General features: G+C 60.1%; 20 protein-coding genes, 1 pseudogene and 1 riboswitch. Of the genes and pseudogenes, 16 read left to right on the top strand and 5 right to left on the bottom strand.

Annotated elements, in window-relative coordinates:
• From rnr to rpmG, 5 genes are all read left to right on the top strand, one after another.
• Entirely contained in the window at window positions 1-2,313 is a 2,313-nt protein-coding gene (gene rnr / locus L598_RS04405; RefSeq protein ID WP_144860750.1) for a ribonuclease R, read from the top strand.
• Entirely contained in the window at window positions 2,310-2,747 is a 438-nt protein-coding gene (locus L598_RS04400) for a DUF983 domain-containing protein (protein WP_144860749.1), read from the top strand. The genes rnr and L598_RS04400 overlap by 4 nt, the downstream gene beginning before the upstream one ends.
• A 29-nt stretch (window positions 2,748-2,776) precedes the next feature.
• Complete coding sequence (locus tag L598_RS04395) at window positions 2,777-3,517, top strand: NUDIX domain-containing protein (RefSeq protein WP_144860811.1); 741 nt, start codon at window positions 2,777-2,779, stop codon at window positions 3,515-3,517.
• An 8-nt stretch (window positions 3,518-3,525) separates the two neighbouring features.
• On the top strand, window positions 3,526-4,707 hold the full coding sequence (locus L598_RS04390; protein WP_144860748.1) for an MFS transporter: 1,182 nt from the start codon (window positions 3,526-3,528) through the stop codon (window positions 4,705-4,707).
• A 100-nt stretch (window positions 4,708-4,807) separates the two neighbouring features.
• Window positions 4,808-4,975: a 50S ribosomal protein L33 gene (gene rpmG / locus L598_RS04385; protein WP_144860747.1), complete on the top strand. Its 168-nt coding sequence runs from the start codon at window positions 4,808-4,810 to the stop codon at window positions 4,973-4,975.
• Window positions 4,976-5,446: 471 nt separating this feature from the next.
• On the opposite strand, the gene L598_RS04375 is transcribed toward rpmG, so the two are convergent.
• Complete coding sequence (locus tag L598_RS04375; protein WP_144860746.1) at window positions 5,447-5,818, bottom strand: response regulator; 372 nt, start codon at window positions 5,816-5,818, stop codon at window positions 5,447-5,449.
• A gap of 145 nt (window positions 5,819-5,963) precedes the next feature.
• On the opposite strand from L598_RS04375, the gene L598_RS04370 reads away from it, so the two are divergent.
• Window positions 5,964-6,248 (top strand): DUF3572 domain-containing protein, encoded by a 285-nt coding sequence (locus L598_RS04370; RefSeq protein ID WP_144860745.1) that lies wholly within the window; start codon window positions 5,964-5,966, stop codon window positions 6,246-6,248.
• Window positions 6,245-6,907, top strand: coding sequence for a hypothetical protein (locus tag L598_RS04365; RefSeq protein WP_144860744.1), 663 nt, complete (start codon window positions 6,245-6,247; stop codon window positions 6,905-6,907). Before L598_RS04370 ends, L598_RS04365 begins: the two co-directional genes overlap by 4 nt.
• A gap of 138 nt (window positions 6,908-7,045) precedes the next feature.
• On the opposite strand, the pseudogene L598_RS04360 reads toward L598_RS04365, so the two are convergent.
• Window positions 7,046-7,240 (bottom strand): annotated as a pseudogene (locus tag L598_RS04360) (GNAT family N-acetyltransferase); the annotation flags it as partial.
• 98 nt (window positions 7,241-7,338) lie between these two features.
• On the opposite strand from L598_RS04360, the gene L598_RS04355 reads away from it, so the two are divergent.
• On the top strand, window positions 7,339-8,655 hold the full coding sequence (locus L598_RS04355) for a DNA polymerase IV (protein ID WP_144860743.1): 1,317 nt from the start codon (window positions 7,339-7,341) through the stop codon (window positions 8,653-8,655).
• A gap of 80 nt (window positions 8,656-8,735) precedes the next feature.
• Here the strand turns inward: L598_RS04355 and dnaE are convergent, their stop codons facing one another.
• From dnaE to L598_RS04340, 3 genes are all read right to left on the bottom strand, one after another.
• Window positions 8,736-12,266, bottom strand: coding sequence for a DNA polymerase III subunit alpha (dnaE, locus tag L598_RS04350; RefSeq protein WP_144860742.1), 3,531 nt, complete (start codon window positions 12,264-12,266; stop codon window positions 8,736-8,738).
• 79 nt (window positions 12,267-12,345) lie between these two features.
• The gene (locus L598_RS04345) at window positions 12,346-13,044 is read right to left on the bottom strand and encodes an HAD family hydrolase (RefSeq protein ID WP_144860741.1); all 699 of its coding nucleotides are present in this window, start codon (window positions 13,042-13,044) and stop codon (window positions 12,346-12,348) included.
• 1 nt (window position 13,045) lies between these two features.
• Complete coding sequence (locus L598_RS04340) at window positions 13,046-15,058, bottom strand: acetyl/propionyl/methylcrotonyl-CoA carboxylase subunit alpha (protein ID WP_144860740.1); 2,013 nt, start codon at window positions 15,056-15,058, stop codon at window positions 13,046-13,048.
• Window positions 15,059-15,298: 240 nt separating this feature from the next.
• Here L598_RS04340 and L598_RS04335 point away from each other — a divergent pair, with 240 nt between their 5' ends.
• The 8 genes from L598_RS04335 to gcvP all read left to right on the top strand — a co-directional run bounded on the left by L598_RS04335 (window position 15,299) and on the right by gcvP (window position 23,890).
• Window positions 15,299-16,426: an S-(hydroxymethyl)glutathione dehydrogenase/class III alcohol dehydrogenase gene (locus L598_RS04335; RefSeq protein WP_144860739.1), complete on the top strand. Its 1,128-nt coding sequence runs from the start codon at window positions 15,299-15,301 to the stop codon at window positions 16,424-16,426.
• 1 nt (window position 16,427) lies between these two features.
• Window positions 16,428-17,450, top strand: a complete 1,023-nt coding sequence (locus L598_RS04330; protein WP_144860738.1) for a methionine synthase — start codon at window positions 16,428-16,430, stop codon at window positions 17,448-17,450.
• A 10-nt stretch (window positions 17,451-17,460) separates the two neighbouring features.
• Window positions 17,461-17,949 (top strand): YaiI/YqxD family protein, encoded by a 489-nt coding sequence (locus L598_RS04325; RefSeq protein WP_144860810.1) that lies wholly within the window; start codon window positions 17,461-17,463, stop codon window positions 17,947-17,949.
• A complete protein-coding gene (gene fghA / locus L598_RS04320) occupies window positions 17,946-18,782 on the top strand; it encodes an S-formylglutathione hydrolase (RefSeq protein ID WP_144860737.1) in 837 nt (278 codons plus the stop codon). Before L598_RS04325 ends, fghA begins: the two co-directional genes overlap by 4 nt.
• Before the next feature lie 130 nt (window positions 18,783-18,912).
• Window positions 18,913-19,296 carry a helix-turn-helix domain-containing protein gene (locus tag L598_RS04315; RefSeq protein ID WP_144860736.1) on the top strand — a complete coding sequence of 128 codons (384 nt, stop codon included), beginning with the start codon at window positions 18,913-18,915 and terminating at the stop codon, window positions 19,294-19,296.
• 69 nt (window positions 19,297-19,365) lie between these two features.
• A riboswitch (glycine riboswitch) is annotated at window positions 19,366-19,453 on the top strand.
• A gap of 148 nt (window positions 19,454-19,601) precedes the next feature.
• Window positions 19,602-20,705 (top strand): glycine cleavage system aminomethyltransferase GcvT, encoded by a 1,104-nt coding sequence (gcvT, locus tag L598_RS04310; protein ID WP_144860735.1) that lies wholly within the window; start codon window positions 19,602-19,604, stop codon window positions 20,703-20,705.
• Between the two features lie 5 nt (window positions 20,706-20,710).
• Window positions 20,711-21,079, top strand: coding sequence for a glycine cleavage system protein GcvH (gene gcvH, locus L598_RS04305; protein ID WP_144860734.1), 369 nt, complete (start codon window positions 20,711-20,713; stop codon window positions 21,077-21,079).
• A gap of 9 nt (window positions 21,080-21,088) precedes the next feature.
• Window positions 21,089-23,890 (top strand): aminomethyl-transferring glycine dehydrogenase, encoded by a 2,802-nt coding sequence (gene gcvP, locus L598_RS04300; RefSeq protein ID WP_144860733.1) that lies wholly within the window; start codon window positions 21,089-21,091, stop codon window positions 23,888-23,890.
• The last annotated feature ends 237 nt before the right edge of the window (window positions 23,891-24,127 follow it).

Here is a 24,127-nt window from a genome sequence, read left to right as displayed (position 1 = left end):
TTGGCACGCAGCATTTCCGGACGCCGCTCCAACCGCGACAAAGGCGCGGCAACCGGTGATGGCACGTCGGCTTCGCAGCCAACACGTGACGATATCCTGCGCTTCATAGCGGAAAATCCAGACCGTGCCGGCAAACGGGAAATCGCCAAGGCCTTCGGTCTCAAGGCCGGTGGACGCATATGGCTCAAGAATCTGTTGCGCCAGCTCGAAGAGGAGGGATTGCTCGAAAAGCGACGCAAGAAGCTGGTGCGGCCAGGTTTCCTGCCGCATGTCGTCGTCCTTTACATCCACTCGCGTGATGCCGATGGCTCGCTGGTCGGCCGTCCGGCGGATCAGGACACCGAAGCCGCCGCCAACGCCGTGGTGACATTAAGCATGCCGAAAACGGCAAAAGGCCCGGTTCCCGGCGTTGGCGACCGCGTCCTGGCACGCGTTTTCCCCTCCGAGGAAGGCGATGGAGCTTATACGGGGCGCGTCATCCGCATTCTGGAAAAGAGGCGCGAAGCTATCCTCGGCTTGTTCCGTGTTCTTAAGGACGGCTCGTTCCGGATCGATCCCGTTGAGCGCGGCAAGCCGGAACTCGTCGTCGACGAAGCATTCCGCAACGGCGCCAAGGATGGCGATCTGGTAGAGGCGGAGCCGGTCAGCCTCGGTCGCTACGGCCTTCCACGGGCAAAAGTGCTGACGATCGTTGGATCCCTGGCGAGCGAGAAGGCGGTCTCCATGATCGCCATCCATGCCCATGAAATCCCCCATATCTTCCCGCCGGAGGTTCTTGCGGAGGCCGATTCGGTCGGGCCGGTTTCGCTTTCGGGACGTGAGGATTGGCGGACTTTGCCGCTGGTCACCATCGACCCGCCGGACGCCAAGGACCATGACGATGCTGTTCATGCCGAGCAGGATACGGAAGAGAAGAACAAGGGCGGCGTGATCGTAACCGTCGCTATTGCCGACGTAGCCGCCTATGTGCGCCCCGGTTCCGCGCTTGACCGCGAGGCGCTGAAGCGCGGCAATTCTGTCTATTTTCCCGACCGCGTCGTTCCGATGCTGCCGGAACGTATCTCGAACGATCTCTGCTCGCTGCGCGAGAACGCGGAGCGCCCTGCCCTTGCCGTTCGCATGGTCTTCTCGTCAGAAGGCCGTAAGCTCCGGCACTCGTTCCATCGCGTGATGATGCGTTCCGTTGCGCGGCTTGCCTATGGGCAGGCCCAGGCCGCAATCGACGGCAAGCCGGACGAAAAGACGGAACCTCTTCTCGAAACGGTGCTAAAGCCACTCTGGAACGCTTACGCAGTCCTGGGGCGTGGGCGGTCAGCCCGCGAACCACTGGAGCTTGATCTGCCCGAACGCAAAATCCTGCTCAAGCCGGATGGCACGGTGGACCGCGTGATCGTCCCTCCCCGCCTCGATGCGCATAAGCTGATCGAGGAATTCATGATCCAGGCCAATGTCGCAGCGGCGGAGACTCTGGAGGCCAAACGGCAAAGCCTGATCTACCGCGTGCATGATCAGCCTTCGCTCGCCAAGCAGGAATCGCTCCGGGAGTTCCTCGCGACGATCGGCCTTTCCCTGGCGCGCAGCGGCCAGTTGCGACCATCCCATTTCAACGGCATCCTGGCGCAGGTCTCCGGCTCCGATCATGAGGAACTGGTGAACGAAGTTGTTCTGCGCTCCCAAAACCAGGCGGTCTATGCAAACGAGAATATCGGCCATTTCGGCCTCAATCTGCGCCGCTACGCCCATTTCACTTCGCCGATCCGCCGCTATGCTGACCTCATTGTTCACCGCGCCCTGATTGCCGCACTTGGTCTCGGCCCCGACGGGCTGACGACCAGGGAAGAAGAGCGGCTTGAAGAGATATCTGGGCTGATCTCTGCGACGGAGCGCAGAGCCATGGCTGCCGAGCGCGAGACCGTCGATCGTCTTATTGCCGAACACTTGTCGGCGCGCGTAGACGAAACCTTCGAGGCCCGCATTTCCGGCGTCACGAAGGCAGGACTTTTTGTCCAGTTGCCGGAATATGGCGCCGATGGTTTTATCCCGGTGTCATCCTTGGGGGGCGATTACTACATATATGACGAGGGTGCCCGCTCGCTTGTCGGGGAAAGGACCAATAAGGGATTCCAACTCGCGGACCGCGTCGACGTAAGGCTTGTCGAAGTCGCGCCGGTCGCGGGTGCCATGCGTTTCGAAATGTTGAGCGAACCTCGCCCCTTCCCCGGCTCGAAGCGTTCGTTTCACAAGTCGAAGGCAGGACGATCGGCGGCACGACAACGTAACTCGCGACCTTCGGGCCGCAGGAGGCGAAGATGAAACAACAGGTTTTCGGCGGCGAAGTGGCCCAGTCAAAAAGGCCGGCAAGGCGCGTTGGGGAAGCCATGTGGCGCGGCTTCAGGGGCAAATGTCCGCATTGCGGAGAAGGTCGGCTTTTCCGCTCATTCCTGAAGACGGTCGATGCCTGCGAAAAATGCGGCGAGGAAATCCATCATCACCGGGCCGACGACCTGCCGGCTTATCTGGTGATCGTCGTGGTCGGCCATATCGTCGTCAGCGCATTCATGGGTATCGAGGCAGTCACCGCCTGGCCAGGCTGGCTTCATCTGGCGATCTGGGTTCCTGTCACAATCCTCATGTCGCTCCTGCTCATACAGCCGATCAAGGGCGCCATTGTCGGCCTGCAGTGGGCGCTTTACATGCATGGTTTCGGCGGCGAGCATGACGTGATCGAATCTCATCCCGAGATCTGAAGAGGAAGCGAATCTTGCGTCCGGAAAAAGTGGACGGCCTTACGCGGCAAGAACTCGACAAGGCCGAATCGAAGGATTTCGCCCTCGGCGGCAAACCGATGCGGCCGCGGGACGCAGCGACATTGATTCTGCTGGACCGTCGCGGCAGTGACTTCCTGGTTCTGCTTGGTCGTCGTCATCACGGCCACGCCTTCATGCCGGGCAAATTCGTCTTTCCGGGTGGCCGCACGGATCCGACGGACAGCCGTATCCCCGTCGTCAGCCAACTGCACCCGGCCGAAGAGCAGAAACTCGTTGGGACAGTGGCCCGCGGCACACTGGCACGGGCGCGGGCGATCGCACTTTCTGCGGTGCGGGAAACCTATGAGGAAGCCGGCCTGCTTCTTGGCCGCAGAATGGCCTTCTCGACCGCCAACCCGCAATGGCAGGGGTTCGTCGAGAACGGTGTCCATCCCTCACTTGATATGCTGCGTTTCGTGGCCCGCGCCATCACACCGCCCGGCCGCGTGCGCCGCTTTGACACACGCTTCCTCGCTGCCTGGCGGAAAGACGTCGCAGTGGAACTGGAAGGGGGCGGACCTACCAACGAGCTTGAGGAGCTTATGTGGCTGCCGATCGGCGAGGCGAAGGAAGCCGAGATACCTCTCATTACAAAGACCGTGCTCGATGAACTCGAGAAGCGGCTGGCCGCTGATCCCGAACTGACTCCCGGCGGGCCGGTGCCCTTTTTCCGCATGCAGAACGGCCGATTCCGGCGCGAAACAATCTAGGATCAGTAATGACGGCTACTCTTCGCGTCGATGGAATCGGCCCGGAGAGCGGCACACGATGGCTGGCGATTTCCGCAGCCATCGCCTCGATCAGCGTTGTCGGCATTGCGATCGGGCTCGGCGTTCCGCTTCTCAGCGTGATCCTGGAGGGGCGTGGCCATTCAGCCAGCATGATCGGTCTCAACACGGCGGTGGCGGGCATAGCCTCTATTGCCGCGGCCCCGCTCGCCACGCCGCTTGCCGCCCGCTTCGGAGTCGTGCCAACGATGCTGACCATGATTCTCGTCGGCGGTTTTTCTTTCGTCGGATTCTATTTTGCGGATAGCTTCTGGCTCTGGTTTCCACTGCGTGCTGTGCTGCACTGCGCACTCACTCTTCTGTTCATCCTGTCCGAATTCTGGATCAGCACCTCAGCTCCTGCCCACAGGCGTGGACTGGTGCTTGGCATCTACGCGACTGTACTGTCGCTTGGTTTCGCTTTTGGTCCATGGCTATTCGCTCAGATAGGCAGCGAAGGTTTCCAGCCGTTCGGGATTGCATTCACCCTCGTCATTCTGGCTGCCATTCCCGTGCTTCTAGCCTGGCGCGAAAGCCCTAACATGCATAAGGAAAAATCAGCAAACAGCTTTTTCCGCTATGTTTTTCTCGTTCCGACTGCAACGGCAGCAGTGCTCGTTTTCGGTGCCGTTGAAACCGGTGGATTTGCTCTCTTTCCCGTATACGGTGCTCGTATCGGCTATTCGGAAGCTGAAGCCGCCTTGCTCCTTTCCATCATAGGGCTTGGCAATGTCGTCCTTCAGATTCCCCTCGGAATGCTGAGCGATCGAATGGGCGATCGGCGGCACATGCTCATCGCCTGCGCGGCGATTGGACTTGCAGGTATGCTCTTGCTGCCAATGCTTGCAAGCAGTTGGACGGCAAGCGCGGCAGTGCTCTTCATCTGGGGTGGCGTTGTTGCCGGCCTCTATACGATCGGGCTTGCGCATCTCGGTTCCCGGCTTTCCGGCCGGGATCTTGCTTCTGCGAATGCGGCATTCGTCTTTTGCTACGGCATCGGCATGCTGGTCGGTCCGCAAATAATCGGCATTGGCATGGATGCGCTGGGGCCAAGCGGCTTTGCCTGGTCATTGGCGGTCTTCTTCGGCCTTTACCTGGTGCTGGTTGGCAGCCGCATGCGGACACGGACTTGACTTTGCGGAGGTTCTCTTTATGTGTCGCGCAAGCTTTCCGCCGCCGGCGTCCGCAGATGTCCCGTGGCGGCATTTTTCACCAGATTAACGGACGACCGCCATGGCCAAGGCCACGACCATCAAGATCAAGCTTCTTTCTACGGCCGACACGGGCTTCTTCTACGTAACCAAGAAGAACAGCCGCACGATGACCGAGAAGATGACAAAGCGCAAATACGACCCGATCGCCAAGAAGCACGTTGACTTCAAGGAAGCCAAGATCAAGTAGCTTCCGCCTGCCGTGCTTTCGCGAGGACGCCGCCTCTGGCGGCGTTTTTGTTTGGCATGCGAAGGGTTTCCCGCTCATGTGAGCAGGAAACCCTTTTGAATGACTGGAGATATTGGGGGCCGGTCGGCTAACTGGCAGCGGTACGAGGAGGCCACTATAGCCAGCGCCGGCCGGCCAACCCCACGGACCCAGGAGATGCGGCGGACCTGAGCATCATGGGGCATTCAGGTGACAGGGCTCACCTAGCCTCGTCATTGGCGAGACACTTGCGCAACAGCGCGAGAAAATCAACACTTTCTTAACCAAGGCCAATCTCGGCCTGTAAATACGGTAAACACGCAGGCTATACTTACGCCTACACCTGCTTTGTACATCCACTTTCGAAGGAGCCGCTCGCCTGGAAGATGTACCTGTGTCCGAACTACATGGTTTGGAGGGTTAAGACAGGGTCAGATCGGCCGATTTCAAGCGCTATGCATCACCAAGATAGGATTTTATTGTCTCGATGAATTTCGGGACCGAGATCGGCTTTGAGATATAAGCTTCACACCCACCCTGCCGAATGCGCTCCTCGTCCCCCTTCATGGCAAAGGCGGTGACGGCGATCACCGGGATCGAATGGAGATCATCGTCTTCTTTCAGCCATTTGGTGACCTCAAGCCCCGAGACCTCAGGAAGTTGGATGTCCATCAGGATCAGGTCGGGCCGATGCTCGCGGGCGAGTTCAAGTGCCTGCAGCCCGTTGCGTGTACGCACGGTTTCATAGCCGCTGGCCTCTATCAGGTCGCGAAAGAGCTTCATGTTGAGCTCATTGTCCTCGACGATCATCACCTTCTTTGGCATGGAGTTTTCGTCCCGCTGAATCGCAGAGTCAAACTAGCCCGCGCGGCTTTACGGGATCAAGACACCCTTTCCGACGGTCATGCTTGCCCGAACGACAGGAGGGCGCTATCCCGCCTGTCGAAACTGATCAGACCTGAGCGACAGCATGAACACACAGCAAGCAGAGGCCGTAGCGATCTCCGTTCTCGGTTTCATAGCCGGAGATGGAGAACTGTTGCAGAGGTTCCTCGCAATAACCGGCATCGAGGCCAGCCAGATACGCCACGCCGCGAGCGAGCCCGGTTTTCTTGCCGGTGTTCTGAACTTTGTCCTTGCCCACGAACCGACCTTGCTGCGTTTCGCAGAGGAAAGCGGCACCGATCCATCCCTGGTCGGACAGGCATTGCGCGCGCTACCGCAGGGCGACGATAGCTACGAGTCCTCGACATGAGCGACGATCCGGAAACGTTGCGCCAGATCGAGGAACTGGCGCATGACGATCGCCCCCTCCTCGTGCTGGACGTCGATGATGTCGTGCTCGATTTTATCGGTCCGTTTCCGCGCTTCCTGGAAGCGCAAGGTTATGAACTTCGGTTCAATTCACCTCGCCTGCATGGCAATGTCTTCGATCTTTCGTCTGGTGCAGCGGCCGAAGCTGAAACGGTCTCCGCCCTTATAGACGACTTCTTTCATGGTCAGGCGGATTGGCAGACCATGACCGAAGGCGCCGCCGACGCGATGGCGGAGATCGCACAGCAAGCCGAAATCGTTCTTCTGACAGCAATGCCGCACCGCCATCGCGAAACCCGGCGTGCATATCTGAATGCTCTCGGCCTGCCCTATCCGCTTCTGACGACCGAAATGCCCAAAGGGCCCGCGATCCGCAAGCTGCGCGGCGATACTGGTCGGCCGGTTGCCTTTGTCGATGATCAACCGCGAAATCTGATCTCGGCAGGGGAATCCGTTCCCGACGCGCATCTCTTCCTTCTCGTGAAGGATAGCCGGCTTCGAGCCTTGATGGCGCCACCCCCGGAAGAGCTCATATTCGTGAAAAACTGGCACGAAGCCCTTCCCCTCATCAAGCACGCGCTGGGTCTCGCGGGCACCTAACATGCCGGATAGGCAGAAAGAAATGGCGAAGGCTGCCTACAGCATATAGCGCATCATAGGCCGACCGGCCTTTCGCTCAGCGATACGTTCGAGCCAGCTTTCTTGAATCTGCATCCAACATCCCCATCGAAGGCAAGGGAGACCCGGCGGAGGACCCGCCATTACCCGCTCACGCATATGATCCTTGTTGCGCTGCCTGTTATTCTCCCGCCGCACGGCGGGCGGCAACCGGAAATGCGTGTACCAGCAGCCGTAACAGGCGCCCTGTTTGCCGAACAGATCCTCAAATGCCGGCCAGCGAGCTGGAGTTAGCGGCGTGATCGACATGCTCATTGGTTATTCTCCGCAAGTCAACTTCCCTCCGCCGGATCGCCTTGTGGCGCTCCTCGGGTTGGAATAGAATTTATGATGTTCTTGTTACGTTCTCATTCATGGCCACATCTGTCAACGATCCTCTTGCCGGCTTCTGCCGCGATTGCCTGGCGCCCTCCCGCCCGGCTGCAAGGCGTTGCGATTCCTGCGGCAGCCCCCGCCTGCTGCGCCATGCGGAGCTGTGGTCTCTCAGCCTTGCCCACATCGATTGCGACGCCTTCTATGCTGCCATCGAGAAGCGGGACAACCCGTCGCTGAGGAACAAGCCGGTGATTGTCGGTGGCGGCAAGCGGGGCGTGGTATCAACTGCCTGCTACATCGCGCGCATCAACGGCGTGCGCTCGGCCATGCCCATGTTCAAGGCGCTCGAAGCGTGCCCCGAAGCCGTCGTCATCAAGCCCAATATGGAAAAATACGCCAAGGTCGGCCGGGAAGTGCGCGAGATGATGCAGGCCCTGACCCCGATGGTGGAGCCCATCTCCATCGACGAAGCCTTTCTCGACCTGGCCGGAACAGAAAGGCTGCACGGCGCCCCGCCAGCCTATATTCTCGGTCACTTCGCCGCGCAGGTGGAGCGGGAGATCGGTATTACCGTTTCTGTAGGACTTTCCTACTGCAAGTTCCTTGCAAAGGTCGCATCCGATCTGGACAAGCCGCGCGGCTTCTCCGTCATAGGCAGGGCCGAGGCCATGTCTTTTCTCGAAAACAAGCCGGTAACGCTCATCTGGGGCGTCGGCAAGGCATCTGCCGCGACCCTCGAGCGGGATGGCGTTCGCACCATCGGCCAGCTACAGAAGATGGAGAGAAGCGACCTTCTGCGCCGCTACGGCACGATGGGCGATCGGCTCTACTATCTCTCGCGCGGCGAGGATGCACGAAAAGTCCATGCCGACCACGACGCCAAAAGCGTTTCGGCCGAGACCACATTTGAGACCGATCTAGCGTCGACGGCCGATCTGGTGCCGATCCTGCGGGCCTTGTCGGAAAAGGTTTCCAGACGTTTGAAGGCTTCCGGTCTGGCAGGCCGCACCGTGGTGCTGAAACTCAAGACACGCGATTTCAAAATCCGCACCCGTAACCGGCAGCTTGCCGATCCTACCCGGCTTGCCGATCGGATTTTCCAGACCGGCCTCCAGCTTCTGGAGAAGGAGACAGACGGTACGAAATACCGGCTGCTCGGCATCGGTGTCAGCGACCTGACTGACGCGGAACGCGCCGACCCGCCGGATCTGGTCGATGTGCGAGCGCGCAAGCGCGCCATGGCCGAGGACGCCATCGATGTGCTGCGGGACAAGTTCGGCAAGCAGGCAGTGGAGACTGGATACACCTTCGGCAAGGGGCGGAATGGACGGGCCCCTAGGCCGGACAGCAGCTAGGGCGAGATGAACTCAGATGCTCAACCCAAACTGCTAAAGCATGTTTTGTGCGTCCGAACTGATGCTCAAACGCCGCTGGTTCAGACCAGTTCGACCTCCACGACGCCCGGCACCGCACGCATTGCCGAAGCCAGAGAAGGCGAAATGCGGTAGCGGTTCGGCAACTCGATCTCGACCTCGCCGGCCCCACCTTCTTTGATGACGATGAAGCTCACCTGCCCGTCACCCTGTGCCGGCAGGGTTGCCGATATTGCCGGCAAAGGCGTGCTGTCGCGGAGATAGACCCGCAGGGCCTTCTGCATGCGGCTTGCCTCCTCCTCCAGCGACTGCACGCTCTGGATGCGCAAATTGACGCCCTCCGGCCTGTCCTCGGCCGAAACGGTGATGACGATCGACCGGCCCGGCTCAAGAAGATCGCGATATTGTGCGAGGCTCTCGGAGAACAGCACGGCCTCATATTGTCCAGTGGTATCCGAAAGTTGCACTATGCCCATCTTGTTGCCGGTGCGCGTCTTGCGCTCCTGTTTCATGGTCACCGTGCCGGCAAGCCTGCCTGCAGTCGCCCCGCGCTTCACCGCAGCCTGGAATTCGACCCAGTTTTGCACGCGCATCTTCTCGAGCGTCGAGGCATATTCATCGAGCGGATGGGCCGACAAATAGCAACCGACAGCCTGGAACTCACGGTGCAGCTTTTCCGCCGGCAGCCAAGGATCGGCGGCAGGCAGATGGAGCTTTTGCGGCTCGGCCGCTCCCGCCATGCCGAAGATGTCGCCCTGCCCGATCGCGGCATCCTCGGTAGCGCGGGCAGCCAGCCCCATCAGCCTGTCGACACCAGCGAACAGGGTCGCGCGATCATGGCCGAAGCAATCGAGCGCTCCGGCCGAGATGAGGCTTTCCAGTACCCGCTTGCCGACAATCTTCGGATCGATGCGCTGACAGAAATCTTCGAGGCTTTCGAAAGGCTTTTCAGCACGGCGCGCGACTATGTGCTCCACTGCTGCATCACCGACGCCCTTGATGGCGGCCAGCGAATAGTAGATGCGGTTCTCTCCGACCTCAAAGTCGCGGTAGCTCGTCATCACCGAAGGCAACACCACTTCGATGCCGAGGCGCATGGCATCGCGACGGAAGTCGTTCAGCTTGTCGCTGTTCGACATATCATAGGTCATCGAAGCAGCAAGGAACTCGACCGGATAGTGCGCCTTCAGATAGGCTGTCTGGTAAGAGACAATCGCATAAGCCGCCGCGTGGCTCTTGTTGAAGCCGTAGTCGGCGAATTTCGCCAGAAGGTCGAAGATGAAGTCGGCCTGCTTGCGGTCAACGCCACGCTCCACTGCGCCCTCAACGAAGCGCACGCGTTGTTTGTCCATCTCCGCGCGGATCTTCTTGCCCATGGCGCGACGCAGGAGATCCGCTTCCCCCAGCGAGTAGCCGGCGAGTTCCTGCGCGATTTGCATCACCTGTTCCTGGTAAACGATGACGCCCTGCGTCTCCTTCACCAGATGGTCGATTTTTGGATGGATCGACGCCGTTTCCTCATCGCCATGCTTGCGGGCATTATAGGTGGGGATGTTCTCCATCGGTCCCGGCCGGTACAGGGCAACCAGGGCGATGATATCCTCGATGCAGTCCGGGCGCATGCCGATCAGCGCCTTGCGCATGCCCGCGCTTTCCACCTGGAAGATGCCGACCGTCTCGCCGCGCGACAGCATGGCATAGGTCTTCTCGTCGTCGAGCGGTATGCTCGACAAGTCGATATCAATGCCGCGCCGGGCAATGAGCTTTACCGCGGTCTGGAGCACCGTGAGAGTCTTGAGGCCCAGGAAGTCGAACTTCACTAGCCCCGCCTGCTCCACCCATTTCATGTTGAACTGAGTCACCGGCATGTCGGATCGCGGATCGCGATACATAGGCACCAGTTCCGACAGCGGCCGATCGCCGATCACGATGCCAGCGGCATGGGTCGATGCATGGCGGTAGAGCCCTTCCAGCTTCTGCGCCATTTCAAGGAGCGTGCCAACGATCGGCTCCTTCTCGACCTCCTCGGCAAAACGCGGCTCCCCTTCAATCGCCTTGGCGAGCGTCACCGGATTGGCGGGATTCTGCGGCACCATCTTGCAGAGCCTATCCACCTGGCTGTAGGGCATCTGCAGTACGCGACCGACATCCCGCAGCACCGCGCGCGCCTGCAAGGTACCGAAAGTAATGATCTGCGCCACCTGATCGCGGCCGTATTTCTCCTGGACGTAACGAATGACCTCGTCCCGCCTGTCCTGGCAGAAATCAATGTCGAAGTCCGGCATCGACACGCGGTCCGGGTTGAGGAAGCGTTCGAACAGCAGCGAGAAGCGCAGTGGGTCAATGTCAGTAATTGTCAGCGCGTAGGCAACAAGCGAGCCCGCGCCGGAGCCGCGTCCCGGACCGACGGGAATCCCTTGCGCCTTCGCCCATTTGATGAAGTCGGCAACGATCAGGAAGTAGCCGGGAAACTTCATGCTCTCGATAATGCCGAGCTCATATTCCAGTCGCTCGGCATATTGCTCCGCAGTGTACCCGGCGCTCGGTCCGTGCTTCGCCAGCCGCATCTGCAGACCTTCCCGGGCCTGACGCCGTAACTCGTCTGCCTCGGCTTTCTCGGCAGCTTCCGGATCGGTGCTGACGCCCGTCGTGAAGCGCGGCAGGATGGGCTTGCGCGTACCGACATAATAGGAGCAGCGCATGGCGATCTCGACGGTATTGTCGATCGCCTCGGGAAGATCGGCAAAGAGCGCCGACATTTCCGCCTGGCTTTTCAGGTAATTGTCCGGCGTCAGGCGGCGGCGGTCGTCAACGGCGATGACGGAGCCTTCTGCAATGGCGATCAGCGCGTCATGTGCGTCATAGTCCTCGCGCACGGGGAAGAAGGCTTCGTTCGTCGCCACCAATGGCAGATCATGGGTATAGGCAAGCTCGATCGTGGCTGCCTCGACCATGCGATCGTAGCCCGTGAGCCGCTCCAGTTCGACATAAAGCCGGTCGCCATAAATCTCCTTGAGTCCCAGCAACCGCTGCTCGGCGACATCCTGCCGATCCTGCCGGAGAGCTGAACCAATCGGGCCGCGCGGACCGCCGGTCAAGCAGATAAGCCCTTCTGCAAGGTCCCGTAGCCAGGTTGCCTGCACATGTGGCGGCTCGCCTACGGGTGTCTCGAGATAGGCGCGGCTGACCAGCTTGACGAGATTGGCATAGCCGGTTTCCGTCCCGGCGATGAGGACGACTGGAAAAAGCTCCGGTCCGGAGCGCCGCTGATGCCCATGGCGGGTGCCGCCACCGCTGTCGAAAGCCACGCTCAACTGACAGCCGATGATCGGCTGTACACCTTCCTTGGAGGCTTTCTGACTGAACTCGAGGGCGCCGAAAAGATTGTTGGTGTCCGAGATGGCAATCGCCGGCGCATTGTCGGCGATTGCATGCCCAATGATCTTGCCGAGCGGCAGAGCGCCTTCAAGCAGCGAATAGGCCGAATGAACACGCAAATGGATGAACGGCCTTGCAGATGTGGTTGTATCTGTTTCCGTAGCCGCCAAGATTTCACGTTTCAAAGGATCGCGGGGTGGCCGCTCGCCTGTCATTCTATCCGTACCGCCTGAGGAATCGTCATCGATGGATGACATTGTCCCGGACGCTCGCGCTCATGTCCAGAAACACCCGTCATTGATACCCAGGAAACCTGCCGTCAGGCAATCGGCGTGATGCCACGAGGCCCGGCAGTTCCTGCGGCCTTTCCACAATCAAACCAGCGCCCGCGCTTTCAAGCTCCTGACGATCACCGTATCCCCACAACACACCGATCGAGCGGGTTTTATTGGCATTCGCGCCAAGGACGTCATGCGACCGGTCGCCGATCATCGTGCATCGTTCCGGGTCCAGACTTTCACTTTCGAGAAGATGCGCAATCAGCTCGGTCTTGTCAGCATGCCTGCCATCGAGGCCTGAACCATACAGCGCCTTGAAGTATTTTCTGAGCCCGAAATGCTCGATGATCTCGTTGGCATAGGTGGAAAGCTTCGAGGTCGCGACGAACATCTGATGGCCCCCATCGGCCAGGCGCGAAAGCGTCTCCGGGATACCCTCTATAAGGCTGTTTTCAAACTTTCCGATATCAGAATAGCGTTCGCGGTAAAGCCGCACCGCTTCCTCTACAAGCGCCTGATCGTCGGTCCCGAGAAGCTTTGGAAAGGAGGCGTGCAACGGCGGGCCGATGCACCAGCGCAGATCATCTGCCGCAGGAGCCGCACGGCCGAGCGCTTCCATGGCGTACTGAATGGACCTTGTGATTCCAATGAACGGATCCGTCAGGGTTCCGTCGAGATCAAAGAGGATCGCCGCACGCGCCGGAAGTTCTTCCAAATCAGGCAAACTCCATGATGACCGCGTCCACGGCCAGGCTGTCGCCCGGCTTGGCGTTGATCTTGGCTACCGTCAGATCGCGTTCTGCACGAAGGACGTTCTCCATCTTCATCGCCTCCACCACGGCCAGTGTCTCCCCGGTCTTGACTTCCTGGCCCTCCGTTACCGCCACGGAAACGACCAGTCCCGGCATGGGGCACAGCAGCATCTTGGAGGTATCGGGCGGCAGTTTGACAGGCATCAGCCTGTCCAGTTCCGCTGTTTTCGGCAACATGACGCGCGTCTTCACCGAAATCCCCTGCCACGCGATCCTCGTGCCGTTTAGCACCGGACGCAGTTGCGCCGCCACCTTTCTGCCGTTCACCGTCCCGTTCCAGACAGGTTCGCCAGGCCGCCAATCAGAGGCGACGGTCATCGGCTTGYCGCCATCGGCAGCGATGTCGATTTCCAGCGGAATGGAAACCATCCCCTCGACAACCGACATGTCCACATAGTCGTGGTTCACTTTCACGACCCAGTCCCGCTTCAGCTCGCCTGAATGAGGCGCGAGCCGGCCCGGCAGGCGATCCAGCCTGTCCCGCCGCAGAAGTTCTACGGCAAGCGCGATGCCTGCCACCACCTTGCGCTCCTCCTCCGACGGTTTTTGGGGTTCGAAACCGTCTGGATATTCTTCCGCGATAAAGCCCGTCGAAAGCCTGCCTTCGCGCCAGCGCGGATGACGCATGAGTGCTGCAAGGAAGGGAATATTGTGTTCAATGCCGTCAACGACGAACTGGTCCAGGGCGTTCGACATGGCATCGATCGCGCTCATCCGATCCGGGGCCCAGGTGCAGAGCTTGGCGATCATCGGATCGTAGAACATCGATATCTCCGAGCCTTCGGTCACACCCGTATCGTTGCGCACGATGATATCGCCGTGATGGCCTTCTTCGGGCGGGCGATAGCGCGTCAGCCTGCCGATGGAAGGCAGGAAATTGCGGAACGGATCCTCCGCATAGAGCCTGCTTTCCACCGCCCAACCGTTCAGCTTCACGTCCTCTTGGCCGATCGTCAGCTTCTCGCCTGCCGCTATGCGGATCATCTCTTCGACCAGATCGATGCCGGTAACAAGCTCCGTCACCGGATGCTCGACCTGCAAACGTGTATTCATTTCAAGGAAATAGAAGTTCTTGTTCCTGTCGACTATGAATTCCACCGTGCCGGCGCTCTGGTAGTCTACTGCCTTGGCCAGTGCCACAGCCTGCTCGCCCATGGCCTTGCGGGTCTTCTCATCGAGGAAGGGCGATGGCGCCTCCTCGACGACCTTCTGGTTACGGCGCTGGATCGAACATTCGCGCTCGCCGAGATAGATGCAGTTGCCGTGGGCGTCTGCCAGCACCTGGATCTCGATGTGGCGCGGTTCTACGATGAATTTCTCGATGAAGACCCGGTCGTCGCCGAAAGAGCTTTTCGCTTCCGAGCGGGCGCGGTCGAAACCGTCTCGCACTTCGTCCGCATTCCAGGCGATACGCATGCCCTTGCCGCCACCGCCTGCCGAAGCCTTGATCATCACCGGATAGCCGATCTCGTCCGCAATCTTTTGCGCATGTTCGGCGCTCTCGATCACGCCCAGAAAGCCCGGAACGGTATTCACCTTTGCGGCATTGGCGAATTTCTTCGATTCGATCTTGTCGCCCATGGCGGTGATCGCCTTGGGCTTGGGACCGATGAAGACGATTCCTAGCTGCTCCAGAGCCTCGCAGAATGAGGCCCGCTCGGAAAGGAAACCGTAGCCGGGATGGACCGCCTCCGCGCCTGTCGCCTTGCAGGCTTCTATAATCTTTTCAGCGATGAGATAGCTTTGGGCGGCCGGCGCGGGCCCGATATGCACGGCCTCGTCTGCCATCTCGACATGGATTGCGTCGCGGTCGGCGTCGGAATAGACCGCTACCGTGGCGATGCCCATCTTCTTGGCCGATTTGATCACGCGGCAGGCGATCTCGCCGCGATTGGCAATCAGGATTTTCTTGAACATGTTCAGGCGGATCCTCCGGAAGACGGTTTCTTTTATGGACTTCCCGCGACGGGCTCAAGTGGAGCAAGGACTTGCAAACCGGGTCTACGCCTGCTGAAAGTGGTCCCAACCGTGAACGGGCAGAGCAAATGGATGAAACCGACGACCTGCCCTGCGGCAATTCCCCTCGGCAAGACCGGTTGAATAGCTGCGAGAATCCTGAAACTTCATTTCCGGGCACATAAACTTAGGAGAACGCCAATGAAAACCCGTGCCGCCGTAGCCGTCGCCGCCGGAAAACCGCTCGAGATCATGGAGGTTGACCTGGACGGTCCACGCGAAGGCGAGGTTCTCGTTGAAGTCAAGGCAACCGGTATCTGCCACACTGACGAGTTCACGCTGTCCGGTGCCGATCCGGAAGGCATTTTCCCATCCATCCTTGGTCATGAGGGAGCGGGCGTGGTGGTTGATGTCGGGCCGGGCGTTACCAGCGTGAAGAAGGGTGATCATGTCATCCCGCTTTACACGCCCGAATGCCGGCAATGCCCCTCCTGCCTGTCCCGCAAGACCAATCTGTGCACCGCCATCCGCGCCACGCAGGGCCAAGGCCTCATGCCGGACGCCACATCACGCTTCTCCGTCAATGGCGAAAAGCTCTTCCACTATATGGGCTGCTCGACCTTCTCTAATTTCACCGTGCTGCCCGAGATCGCTGTGGCCAAGGTCAACCCGGACGCGCCCTTCGACAAGATCTGCTACATTGGCTGTGGTGTTACCACGGGTGTTGGCGCCGTCATCAACACGGCAAAAGTGGAGCCGGGCGCAACGGCAATCGTCTTCGGCCTCGGGGGCATCGGGCTCAACGTCATCCAGGGCCTCAGACTCGTCGGCGCAGATATGATCATCGGCGTCGATCTGAACAACGATAAAAAGGCCTGGGGCGAGAAGTTCGGCATGACGCACTTCGTCAACCCGAGCGAGATCGAAGGCGATCTGGTACCCTATCTCGTCGATCTGACGAAGCGGGGTGCGGATACGATCGGCGGCGCCGACTATACTTTCGATTGCACAGGCAACGTGAAGGTCATGCGCCAAGCCCTTGAATCAGCACATCGCGGTTGGGGAGAGTCGATCATTATCGGTGTCGCCGGGGCCGGCCAGGAGATTTCCACGCGGCCGTTCCAGCTCGTCACCGGGCGCGTCTGGAAGGGCACGGCCTTTGGCGGCGCACGCGGCCGCACCGACGTGCCCAAGATTGTTGACTGGTACATGGAGGGCAAGATCGAGATCGACCCAATGATCACCCACACCCTCAGTCTTGACGAGATCAACAAGGGCTTCGACCTTATGCACGAAGGCAAGTCGATCCGAAGCGTAGTGGTGTACTGAGATGCTTTTCCCTCCCACCATCGCCGGCAGCCTGCCGAAGCCGGCATGGCTGGCAGAGACGGAACGGCTATGGCCGAAATGGCTGCATGAAGGTGCGGCCCTCGAAGCAGCGAAACGCGATGCCGCACTCATCTGGCTCAAGGAGCAGGAGGATGCCGGCATCGAGATCGTGTGCGACGGCGAACAATTCAGGCGTCATTTCGTCCATGGCTTCCTCGAGCGGCTATCCGGCATCGACTGGGAACTGATGACTCCGATGGGCATCCGCAACAACCGCTATGTCGCTGATGTGCCGACGGTGACCGGCCCGATCCGCCGCGATCAGCCGGTACACGCTCAGGAAGCCGCTTTCTGCCGGGCGCATACCAGGAAGAAGCTGAAATTCACCCTGCCGGGGCCGATGACGATCTGCGACACGCTGGCCGACGCCCACTACGGAAAGCGCGCGGATATGGCGATGGCCTTTGCCGAAGTGCTCAATCAGGAAGCGCTGGAACTGGAAGCGGAAGGGGTCAACGTGATTCAGTTCGATGAGCCTGCTTTCAACGTCTTCATGGACGAAGTCAACGAATGGGGGATCGCGGCGCTGGAACGCGCGGCACGCGGCCTGAAATGCACCACTGCGGTCCATATCTGCTACGGCTATGGCATCGAGGCGAACATTCAGTGGAAGGCGACGCTCGGCGAGGAATGGCGTCAGTATGAACGGATATTTCCCGCCCTCAATGCCTCTGGCATCCAGCAGGTGTCACTCGAATGCGCCAATTCACGCGTGCCGATGTCGCTGATCGGACTCCTGTCGGACAAGGTCGTGCTTGTGGGCGCGATCGACGTCGCCTCGACGAAGGTAGAGGAGCCGGAAGCCGTCGCCGCCGTGATCGGCGAGGCTCTGAAACATGCCGAGGCCGAGCGCATCCAGCCCTGTACCAATTGCGGCATGGCTCCCTTGCCGCGCGAAGTCGCAGCAGGCAAGCTGCGGGCGCTGGGCGCAGGCGCGGAACTGGCGAGGCGGCAGCTTGGTTGACAAGGCCGGCATTCCTGCTGGGCCGGTTATCTATGTCGATGCCGATGCCTGCCCGGTAAAGGAGGAGGTCGTCAAGGTCGCTGCACGGCATGGGCTTGCAGTGATCTTTGTGTCTAACGGAGGTTTACGGCCTTCCCGCGATCCGATGGTCCGCAATGTCGTCGTCTCGAAGGGCGCGGATGCGGCTGACGACTGGATCGCCGATCACGCGGCGCCGAACGATATCGTCGTGACAGCGGATATCCCGCTCGCTGCTCGGACTGTCGCCCTTGGATGCCATGTCATAGGCCCGAACGGACGGCCGTTTACACAGGAGACCATCGGCATGGCGGTCGCCATGCGCGACCTGAAACAACATCTGCGCGAAACAGGTGAAAGCAAAGGTTACAATGCAAGTTTCACCGCCCGCGACCGTTCGGCCTTCCTGAGTTCCCTCGATCAGGCGGCAAGACGAGCCATGCGGGGTTCAGCCAATCAGGACAAATCGGAGTTGGAATGAAAACCATATCGATCGCTAAATCTCATGGCGGCTTCCAGGGTGTCTATTCCCACGCCTCCGACACCTGCAAATGCGAGATGACCTTCGCCGTCTTTGTCCCCCCGCAGGCGAAAGAGGGCCCCTGCCCGGTGCTTTGGTATCTTTCAGGTCTCACATGTACACATGCTAATGTCATGGAAAAAGGTGAGTATCGGCGCCTTGCAGCAGAGCTCGGCCTGATTGTGATCTGCCCCGACACCAGCCCGCGTGGGGCCGATATTCCGGACGAGAAGGACAATTGGCAGTTCGGTTCCGGTGCCGGCTTCTATCTCGATGCGACGCAGGAGCCCTACTCCGCCAATTATCGCATGTATTCATATGTGACCGAAGAGTTGCCCGCCCTGGTAGCAGACGAATTTCCAGCCGATATGGAAAAGCAGGCTATCTTCGGCCATTCCATGGGCGGGCACGGCGCACTGACAATTGCACTGAAGCATCCGGACCGCTTCCGCAGTTGCTCCGCCTTTGCCCCGATCGTCCAGCCCATGACGGCGGATTGGTCGAAAGGTGCTTTCGAAAAATATCTCGGGCCCGATCAGGATGCATGGCGCGCTTACGACGCCTGCGCACTGGTGGAGGATGGCCACCGCTTTTCCGAGTTCCTGATCGACCAGGGGACGGCTGACGGATTCCTCGACAACGGTCTTCGCCCCTGGCTGTTCGAAGAAGCATGCGGCAAGGCTGGCATCCCGCTGACGCTGAACATGCGCGAGGGCTACGACCATTCCTATTTCTTCATCTCCAGTTTCATGGAAGATCACCTGCGCTGGCATGCTGATCGCTTGACCGCCTGAGGCGCGGGAACAGGCAGAATTTCGACAATTTGTCGGAAAACTTGCGATTTTCGGGCCGGTCCTGCATGCTTTAGGGCCTCGAAGCCCCGTCCCGCGGGGAAATCCAAATTCACGCAGGAGGTTTGAACGGGTGTCTGACACCACGAATATCTATTCCGAAACACCTGATCTCGACACAATGGGGGGCCGGTTGTCACGCGCCCGCGACGCTGCTTCCCTCACGGTCGCACAACTCGCACGGCGCCTCGGCGTCAAATCCTCCACCATTCAGGCATGGGAAAGCGACCGCTCACAGCCGCGCGCCAACCGTCTGGCGATGCTCGCCGGCGTCCTGAATGTCAGCCCTTCATGGATCCTTTACGGCGTTGGCACGTCACCGTCGGAGGACGTTCACGCCGACCTTGCCCGCTCTGTTCATCTCAATTTCGAGCGGCTGCGCCGGCTGCAGGAAGAGAGCAATCAACTGATTGGTCAGATCGAGGAGGACCTCAAGCGTTATTCTGCCAGAATGTAGAAGTCGCCTTCCTGCGTGACATTGGCCATGTGATCGGCTAGCTTCCGATTCGTCGAGGGTCGTTGACCCTGCCTGTCTGTGGGAGAGAGCAGCGAAGAGCTGCCGCCGAAGGGGAAATCGCCCGAAATCTCTCAGGCAAAAGAACCGTAGACGGGCCAAGACACTCTGGAAAGTCGGGGCAGATGCCCCGCGCCGAAGGTGTAAGCGTTGCCGACAGGGTTCCGGCCGCGCGAGTCTCTCAGGCTTCCGACAGAGGGGCACGAATCGAGCCGCTTTTGCGGCTTGCGTGCAACTTTGGAGGAAGTATGAGCGGAGCCGAAGCGTCCAGACATCTGCCCCTTGAGGACATGCATGAGGCTGCAGGCGCTCGTTTCGGCGCATTCGCCGGCTGGCACATGCCTATCACCTATCCTGCCGGTGTCATGAAGGAACATCTTCATGTGCGCGAAAAGGCGGGGCTTTTTGATATTTCGCATATGCAACTCATCGCGGTTGAGGGACCGGAATCTGCCGCCATGCTGTCGCGCGCCTCTCCGATCGATGCCGAAGGTCTGCCTGCCGGTCAATCCAAGTACACGTTCCTGCTGAACGAGCGCGCCGGCATCATCGACGACCTGATCATCACCAGGCTTGGCGGCGACCGTTTCATGGTTGTCGCCAATGCTGGTAATGCAGCGCGCGACAAGACCGAGTTCGAAAGCGTCGCCGCGGATTTCAATTGCTCGGTCACAGCGCTAGAGCGGGTTTTCCTCGCGCTCCAGGGGCCCGCGGCAGAATCAGCCCTCAAGGATGCTGGCCTGGATTTCGGCAGACTTGTCTTCATGACAGGAATGGAACCTCAACCCGGCTGGTTCATCAGCCGCTCCGGCTACACTGGCGAGGACGGCTTCGAGATTGCCTTGCCATCGGAGGAAGCGCGACCGCTTGCGGAAAAGCTCCTTGCCGACGAGCGGGTCATGTGGATCGGTCTTGCCGCACGCGACAGCCTGCGGCTGGAGGCTGGCCTGTGCCTGCATGGCAACGACATCGACGAGAGCACCGACCCGGCAAGCGCCGCGCTCCTCTGGGCCATTCCCAAGCATGTCCGTGAAGCTGCAAAGTTTCGTGGAGCGGAGGTATTCAGTTCAATCCTGCAAAAAGGCGCCGATGAAAAGCGCGTTGGCCTGAAACCTGAAGGACGACAGCCGGTGCGCGCTGGCGCGCCTATCGTTGACGCCGACGGAAAACCCGCGGGCCGGGTCACGTCAGGCGGCTTCGGCCCTTCCGTCAACCATCCGGTCGCAATGGGTTATGTGCCCAAGTCGCTGGCCGAACCCGGTACGCGCCTTTTCGCGGAAGTACGCGGAAACCGCCTCCCAATCGACGTCCACCCCCTTCCATTCACGCCGCATCGCTACCGCAAAGGATGACCAGCATGGCGAAAACCTATTTCACCGAAGACCACGAATGGCTGCGCGTAGAGAACGGCATAGCGACCGTGGGCATTACGGACTACGCCCAGGAACAATTGGGTGACCTCGTCTTTGTCGATCTGCCGGAAGCTGGAAAGGCGGTTTCGAAAGGAGACGCCGTGGCTGTAGTCGAGTCGGTCAAGGCGGCCTCGGACGTCTACGCGCCGGTAGACGGCGAAGTGACCGAGCGTAACCAGGAACTGTCAAGCGACCCTTCGCTCGTCAATTCGTCCGCCGAAAGCAACGGCTGGCTCTGGAAGATGAAGCTTTCGGACGAAAGTCAGCTGGACGGCCTTATGGATGAAGCCGCCTACAAGGCCAAGCTCGCCTAGGAGACGATCATGCCGCAGAACCAGCAGGAATTCGCCGCGCGCCATATCGGCCCCCGTGCCGATGATATCAAAGCAATGCTCACCACGCTCGGAGTTCCCTCTATCGAGACGCTGATATCGCAAGCGGTACCGAAGTCGATCCGTCTTGACCGACCGTTGCAATTGCCGCCGGCGGCAAGCGAGGCCGAGGCGCTGGACGAATTGCGAAAGAGCATGGAAGAAAATCTGGTTCTAAAAAGCTTCATCGGCGCCGGGTACCATGGCTGCCATGTCCCGCCGGTGATCCAGCGCAATCTGTTCGAGAACCCCGCCTGGTATACAGCCTACACACCCTACCAGTCGGAGATCAGCCAGGGCCGGCTGGAAATGCTTTTTCATTTCCAGACGCTGGTGACCGAACTGACGGGATTGCCTGTCGCCTCCGCTTCGTTGCTCGATGAAGCGACCGCCGTGGCGGAAGCCGTAGGCATTGCATGGCGTCACCACCGCAGCCAGCGCAATCGCGTCGTGATCGCTGGCCCACTGCATCCGCAGACGCTGGACGTGGTGCGGACGCGCGCCGAGCCACTCGCCATCGAAATCACCGAGGGCGAGATCAGCGGTGATACCGCTGCGCTGATCGTCCCGTGGCCGGACACCTACGGCGCCTTTGCGGACCATTCCGCTGCTATCAGGGAGGCACAGGAAGCGGGCGCCATCGTTGTCTTCGTCGCCGATCCGTTGGCTTTGACCGTCAGCAATGCCCCGGCGACAATGGGAGCAGAGATCGCCGTCGGCTCAATGCAGCGCTTTGGCGTGCCGATGGGCTATGGCGGTCCGCATGCAGCGTATTGCGCCGTCTCGGACAGGCTGACCCGGCTCATGCCGGGCCGGCTCGTGGGACAATCTGTCGATGCACATGGAAGGCCTGGTTACCGATTGGCGCTCCAGACGCGCGAGCAGCATATCCGCCGCGATAAGGCGACTTCCAATATCTGCACCGCGCAGGCCCTGCTGGCCAATATGGCAGCCGCCTACGCCATCTGGCATGGGCCTGAAGGGCTGATCGCCATCGCGGAACGTATCCATGCGCTGACGGCAAGATTCGCTGCAGGACTCAAGGCTGCCGGATATAAAGTCGGAGCACCTCCCTTCTTCGATACAATCACCGCACTCGTGCCCGGAAAGGCCAAGGATATCGCCGCCAGGGCGGAAGAAACCGGCAGGCTTCTCCGTGTGATTGATGCGGATCGCATCGGCATCACCTTTGACGAGACTTCCACCGACGACGATGTCGTGGCTCTCGCCGGTCTGTTCGACGCAACAGCCCCGGAGAAGGCCGAACCGGCACTGCCCGGTATCCGGCGCGACAGGCATTTCATGACGCAGCCGGTTTTTCACGAAAACCGCTCCGAGACCGAGATGATGCGCTTCCTGCGGCGTCTCGCGGACAAGGATCTTGCGCTCGACAGGGCGATGATCCCGCTCGGCTCATGCACCATGAAGCTTAACGCGGCAGCCGAGATGATGCCCGTAAGCTGGCGGAGCGTGGCCAATCTGCACCCCTGCGCACCGGAAAAGCATGCGCGCGGTTATCGGGCCATGACCGACGAGTTGGAAGGCTGGCTTGCCGAGATCACCGGCTTCGACGCGGTTTCTTTGCAGCCAAATGCCGGCAGCCAGGGCGAATATGCCGGTCTGCTGGCGATCCGGCGATATCACCACGGACGCAGCCAAAGCGGGCGTGATGTCTGCCTGATCCCCTCCTCCGCGCATGGAACCAACCCGGCCAGCGCCTCCATGGCGGGCATGCGGGTTGTTGTGGTGCGTTGTCTGGAGGATGGCGACATCGACGTCGAGGATCTCAAGGCCAAGGCGGAGCAGTATTCCGACACGCTCGCGGCACTGATGCTCACCTACCCCTCGACCCATGGCGTGTTCGAGGAAGGTGTGAAGGATATTTGCGCTCTCATCCACCAACATGGCGGGCAGGTCTATTTCGACGGCGCCAACCTCAACGCGCTTGTCGGCTTGGCGCGGCCCGGCGATCTCGGCGCCGATGTCTGTCACATGAATCTGCACAAGACCTTCTGCATCCCGCATGGCGGCGGCGGGCCGGGCATCGGGCCGATCGGCGTGAAGGAACACCTGAAACCTTTCCTGCCCGGCCATGTGGAGCGCGACTCGCGCCACGCCGTCTCGGCGGCTCCATTCGGCAGCGCATCGATCCTGCCCATCACATGGATGTATATCCGCATGATGGGAGCGGCCGGCCTGAAACAGGCAACGGAACTGGCAATCCTCAACGCCAACTATGTCGCCACCCGGCTGAAGGAGCACTATCCCGTGCTCTTCAAGGGGCGCAACGATCGTGTGGCGCACGAATGCATCCTCGATACCCGAATCCTGAAGGAAAGCGCCGGTGTCACAGTGGAGGATATCGCCAAGCGGCTGATCGACTACGGTTTCCATGCCCCGACCATGTCGTGGCCGGTAGCAGGCACGCTCATGGTGGAGCCAACGGAATCGGAGCCTAAAGGAGAGCTGGACCGTTTCTGCGATGCAATGATCTCCATCGCCCGGGAGGCACGCAAGGTGGCGCAAGGTGAATGGCCAAAGGACGACAATCCGCTTGTCAATGCGCCACATACTGCGAGCGAACTGACTGCGGAAAAATGGGCTCATCCTTATTCGCGCCAGGAAGCTGCCTTCCCTTCGGGCAATGCGGATTTTGCTTCAAAGTATTGGCCGCCCGTATCGCGTATCGACAACGTGGCTGGTGATCGCAATCTCGTCTGCTCCTGCCCGCCGATCGAGGCGCTTGCGAGCTGACCGGGTTAATCTAGCTGGCGAGCCGCAGCCGATCGAATTCCACTCGATTGCGGCCGCCGCGTTTTGCGGCGTAGAGCGATCTGTCGGCATGCTCCAGCGCCTCAAAGCCGGCGGTCAGTCATGGCCAAACCTGATGCCGATAGCCGGCATCAAGGACATAAAGTCCAGCAGCATTGTTTGTAACCCCGCCTTGCAGCAAACATCTCTTAATGTTCAAGGCTCATTCTAGGCTGCTAG

The sequence above is a fragment of the Mesorhizobium sp. J18 genome (assembly GCF_007829525.1).
Taxonomy (GTDB): Bacteria; Pseudomonadota; Alphaproteobacteria; order Rhizobiales; family Rhizobiaceae; genus VLJP01.
This window is presented reverse-complemented; position numbering and strand designations above follow the sequence as displayed.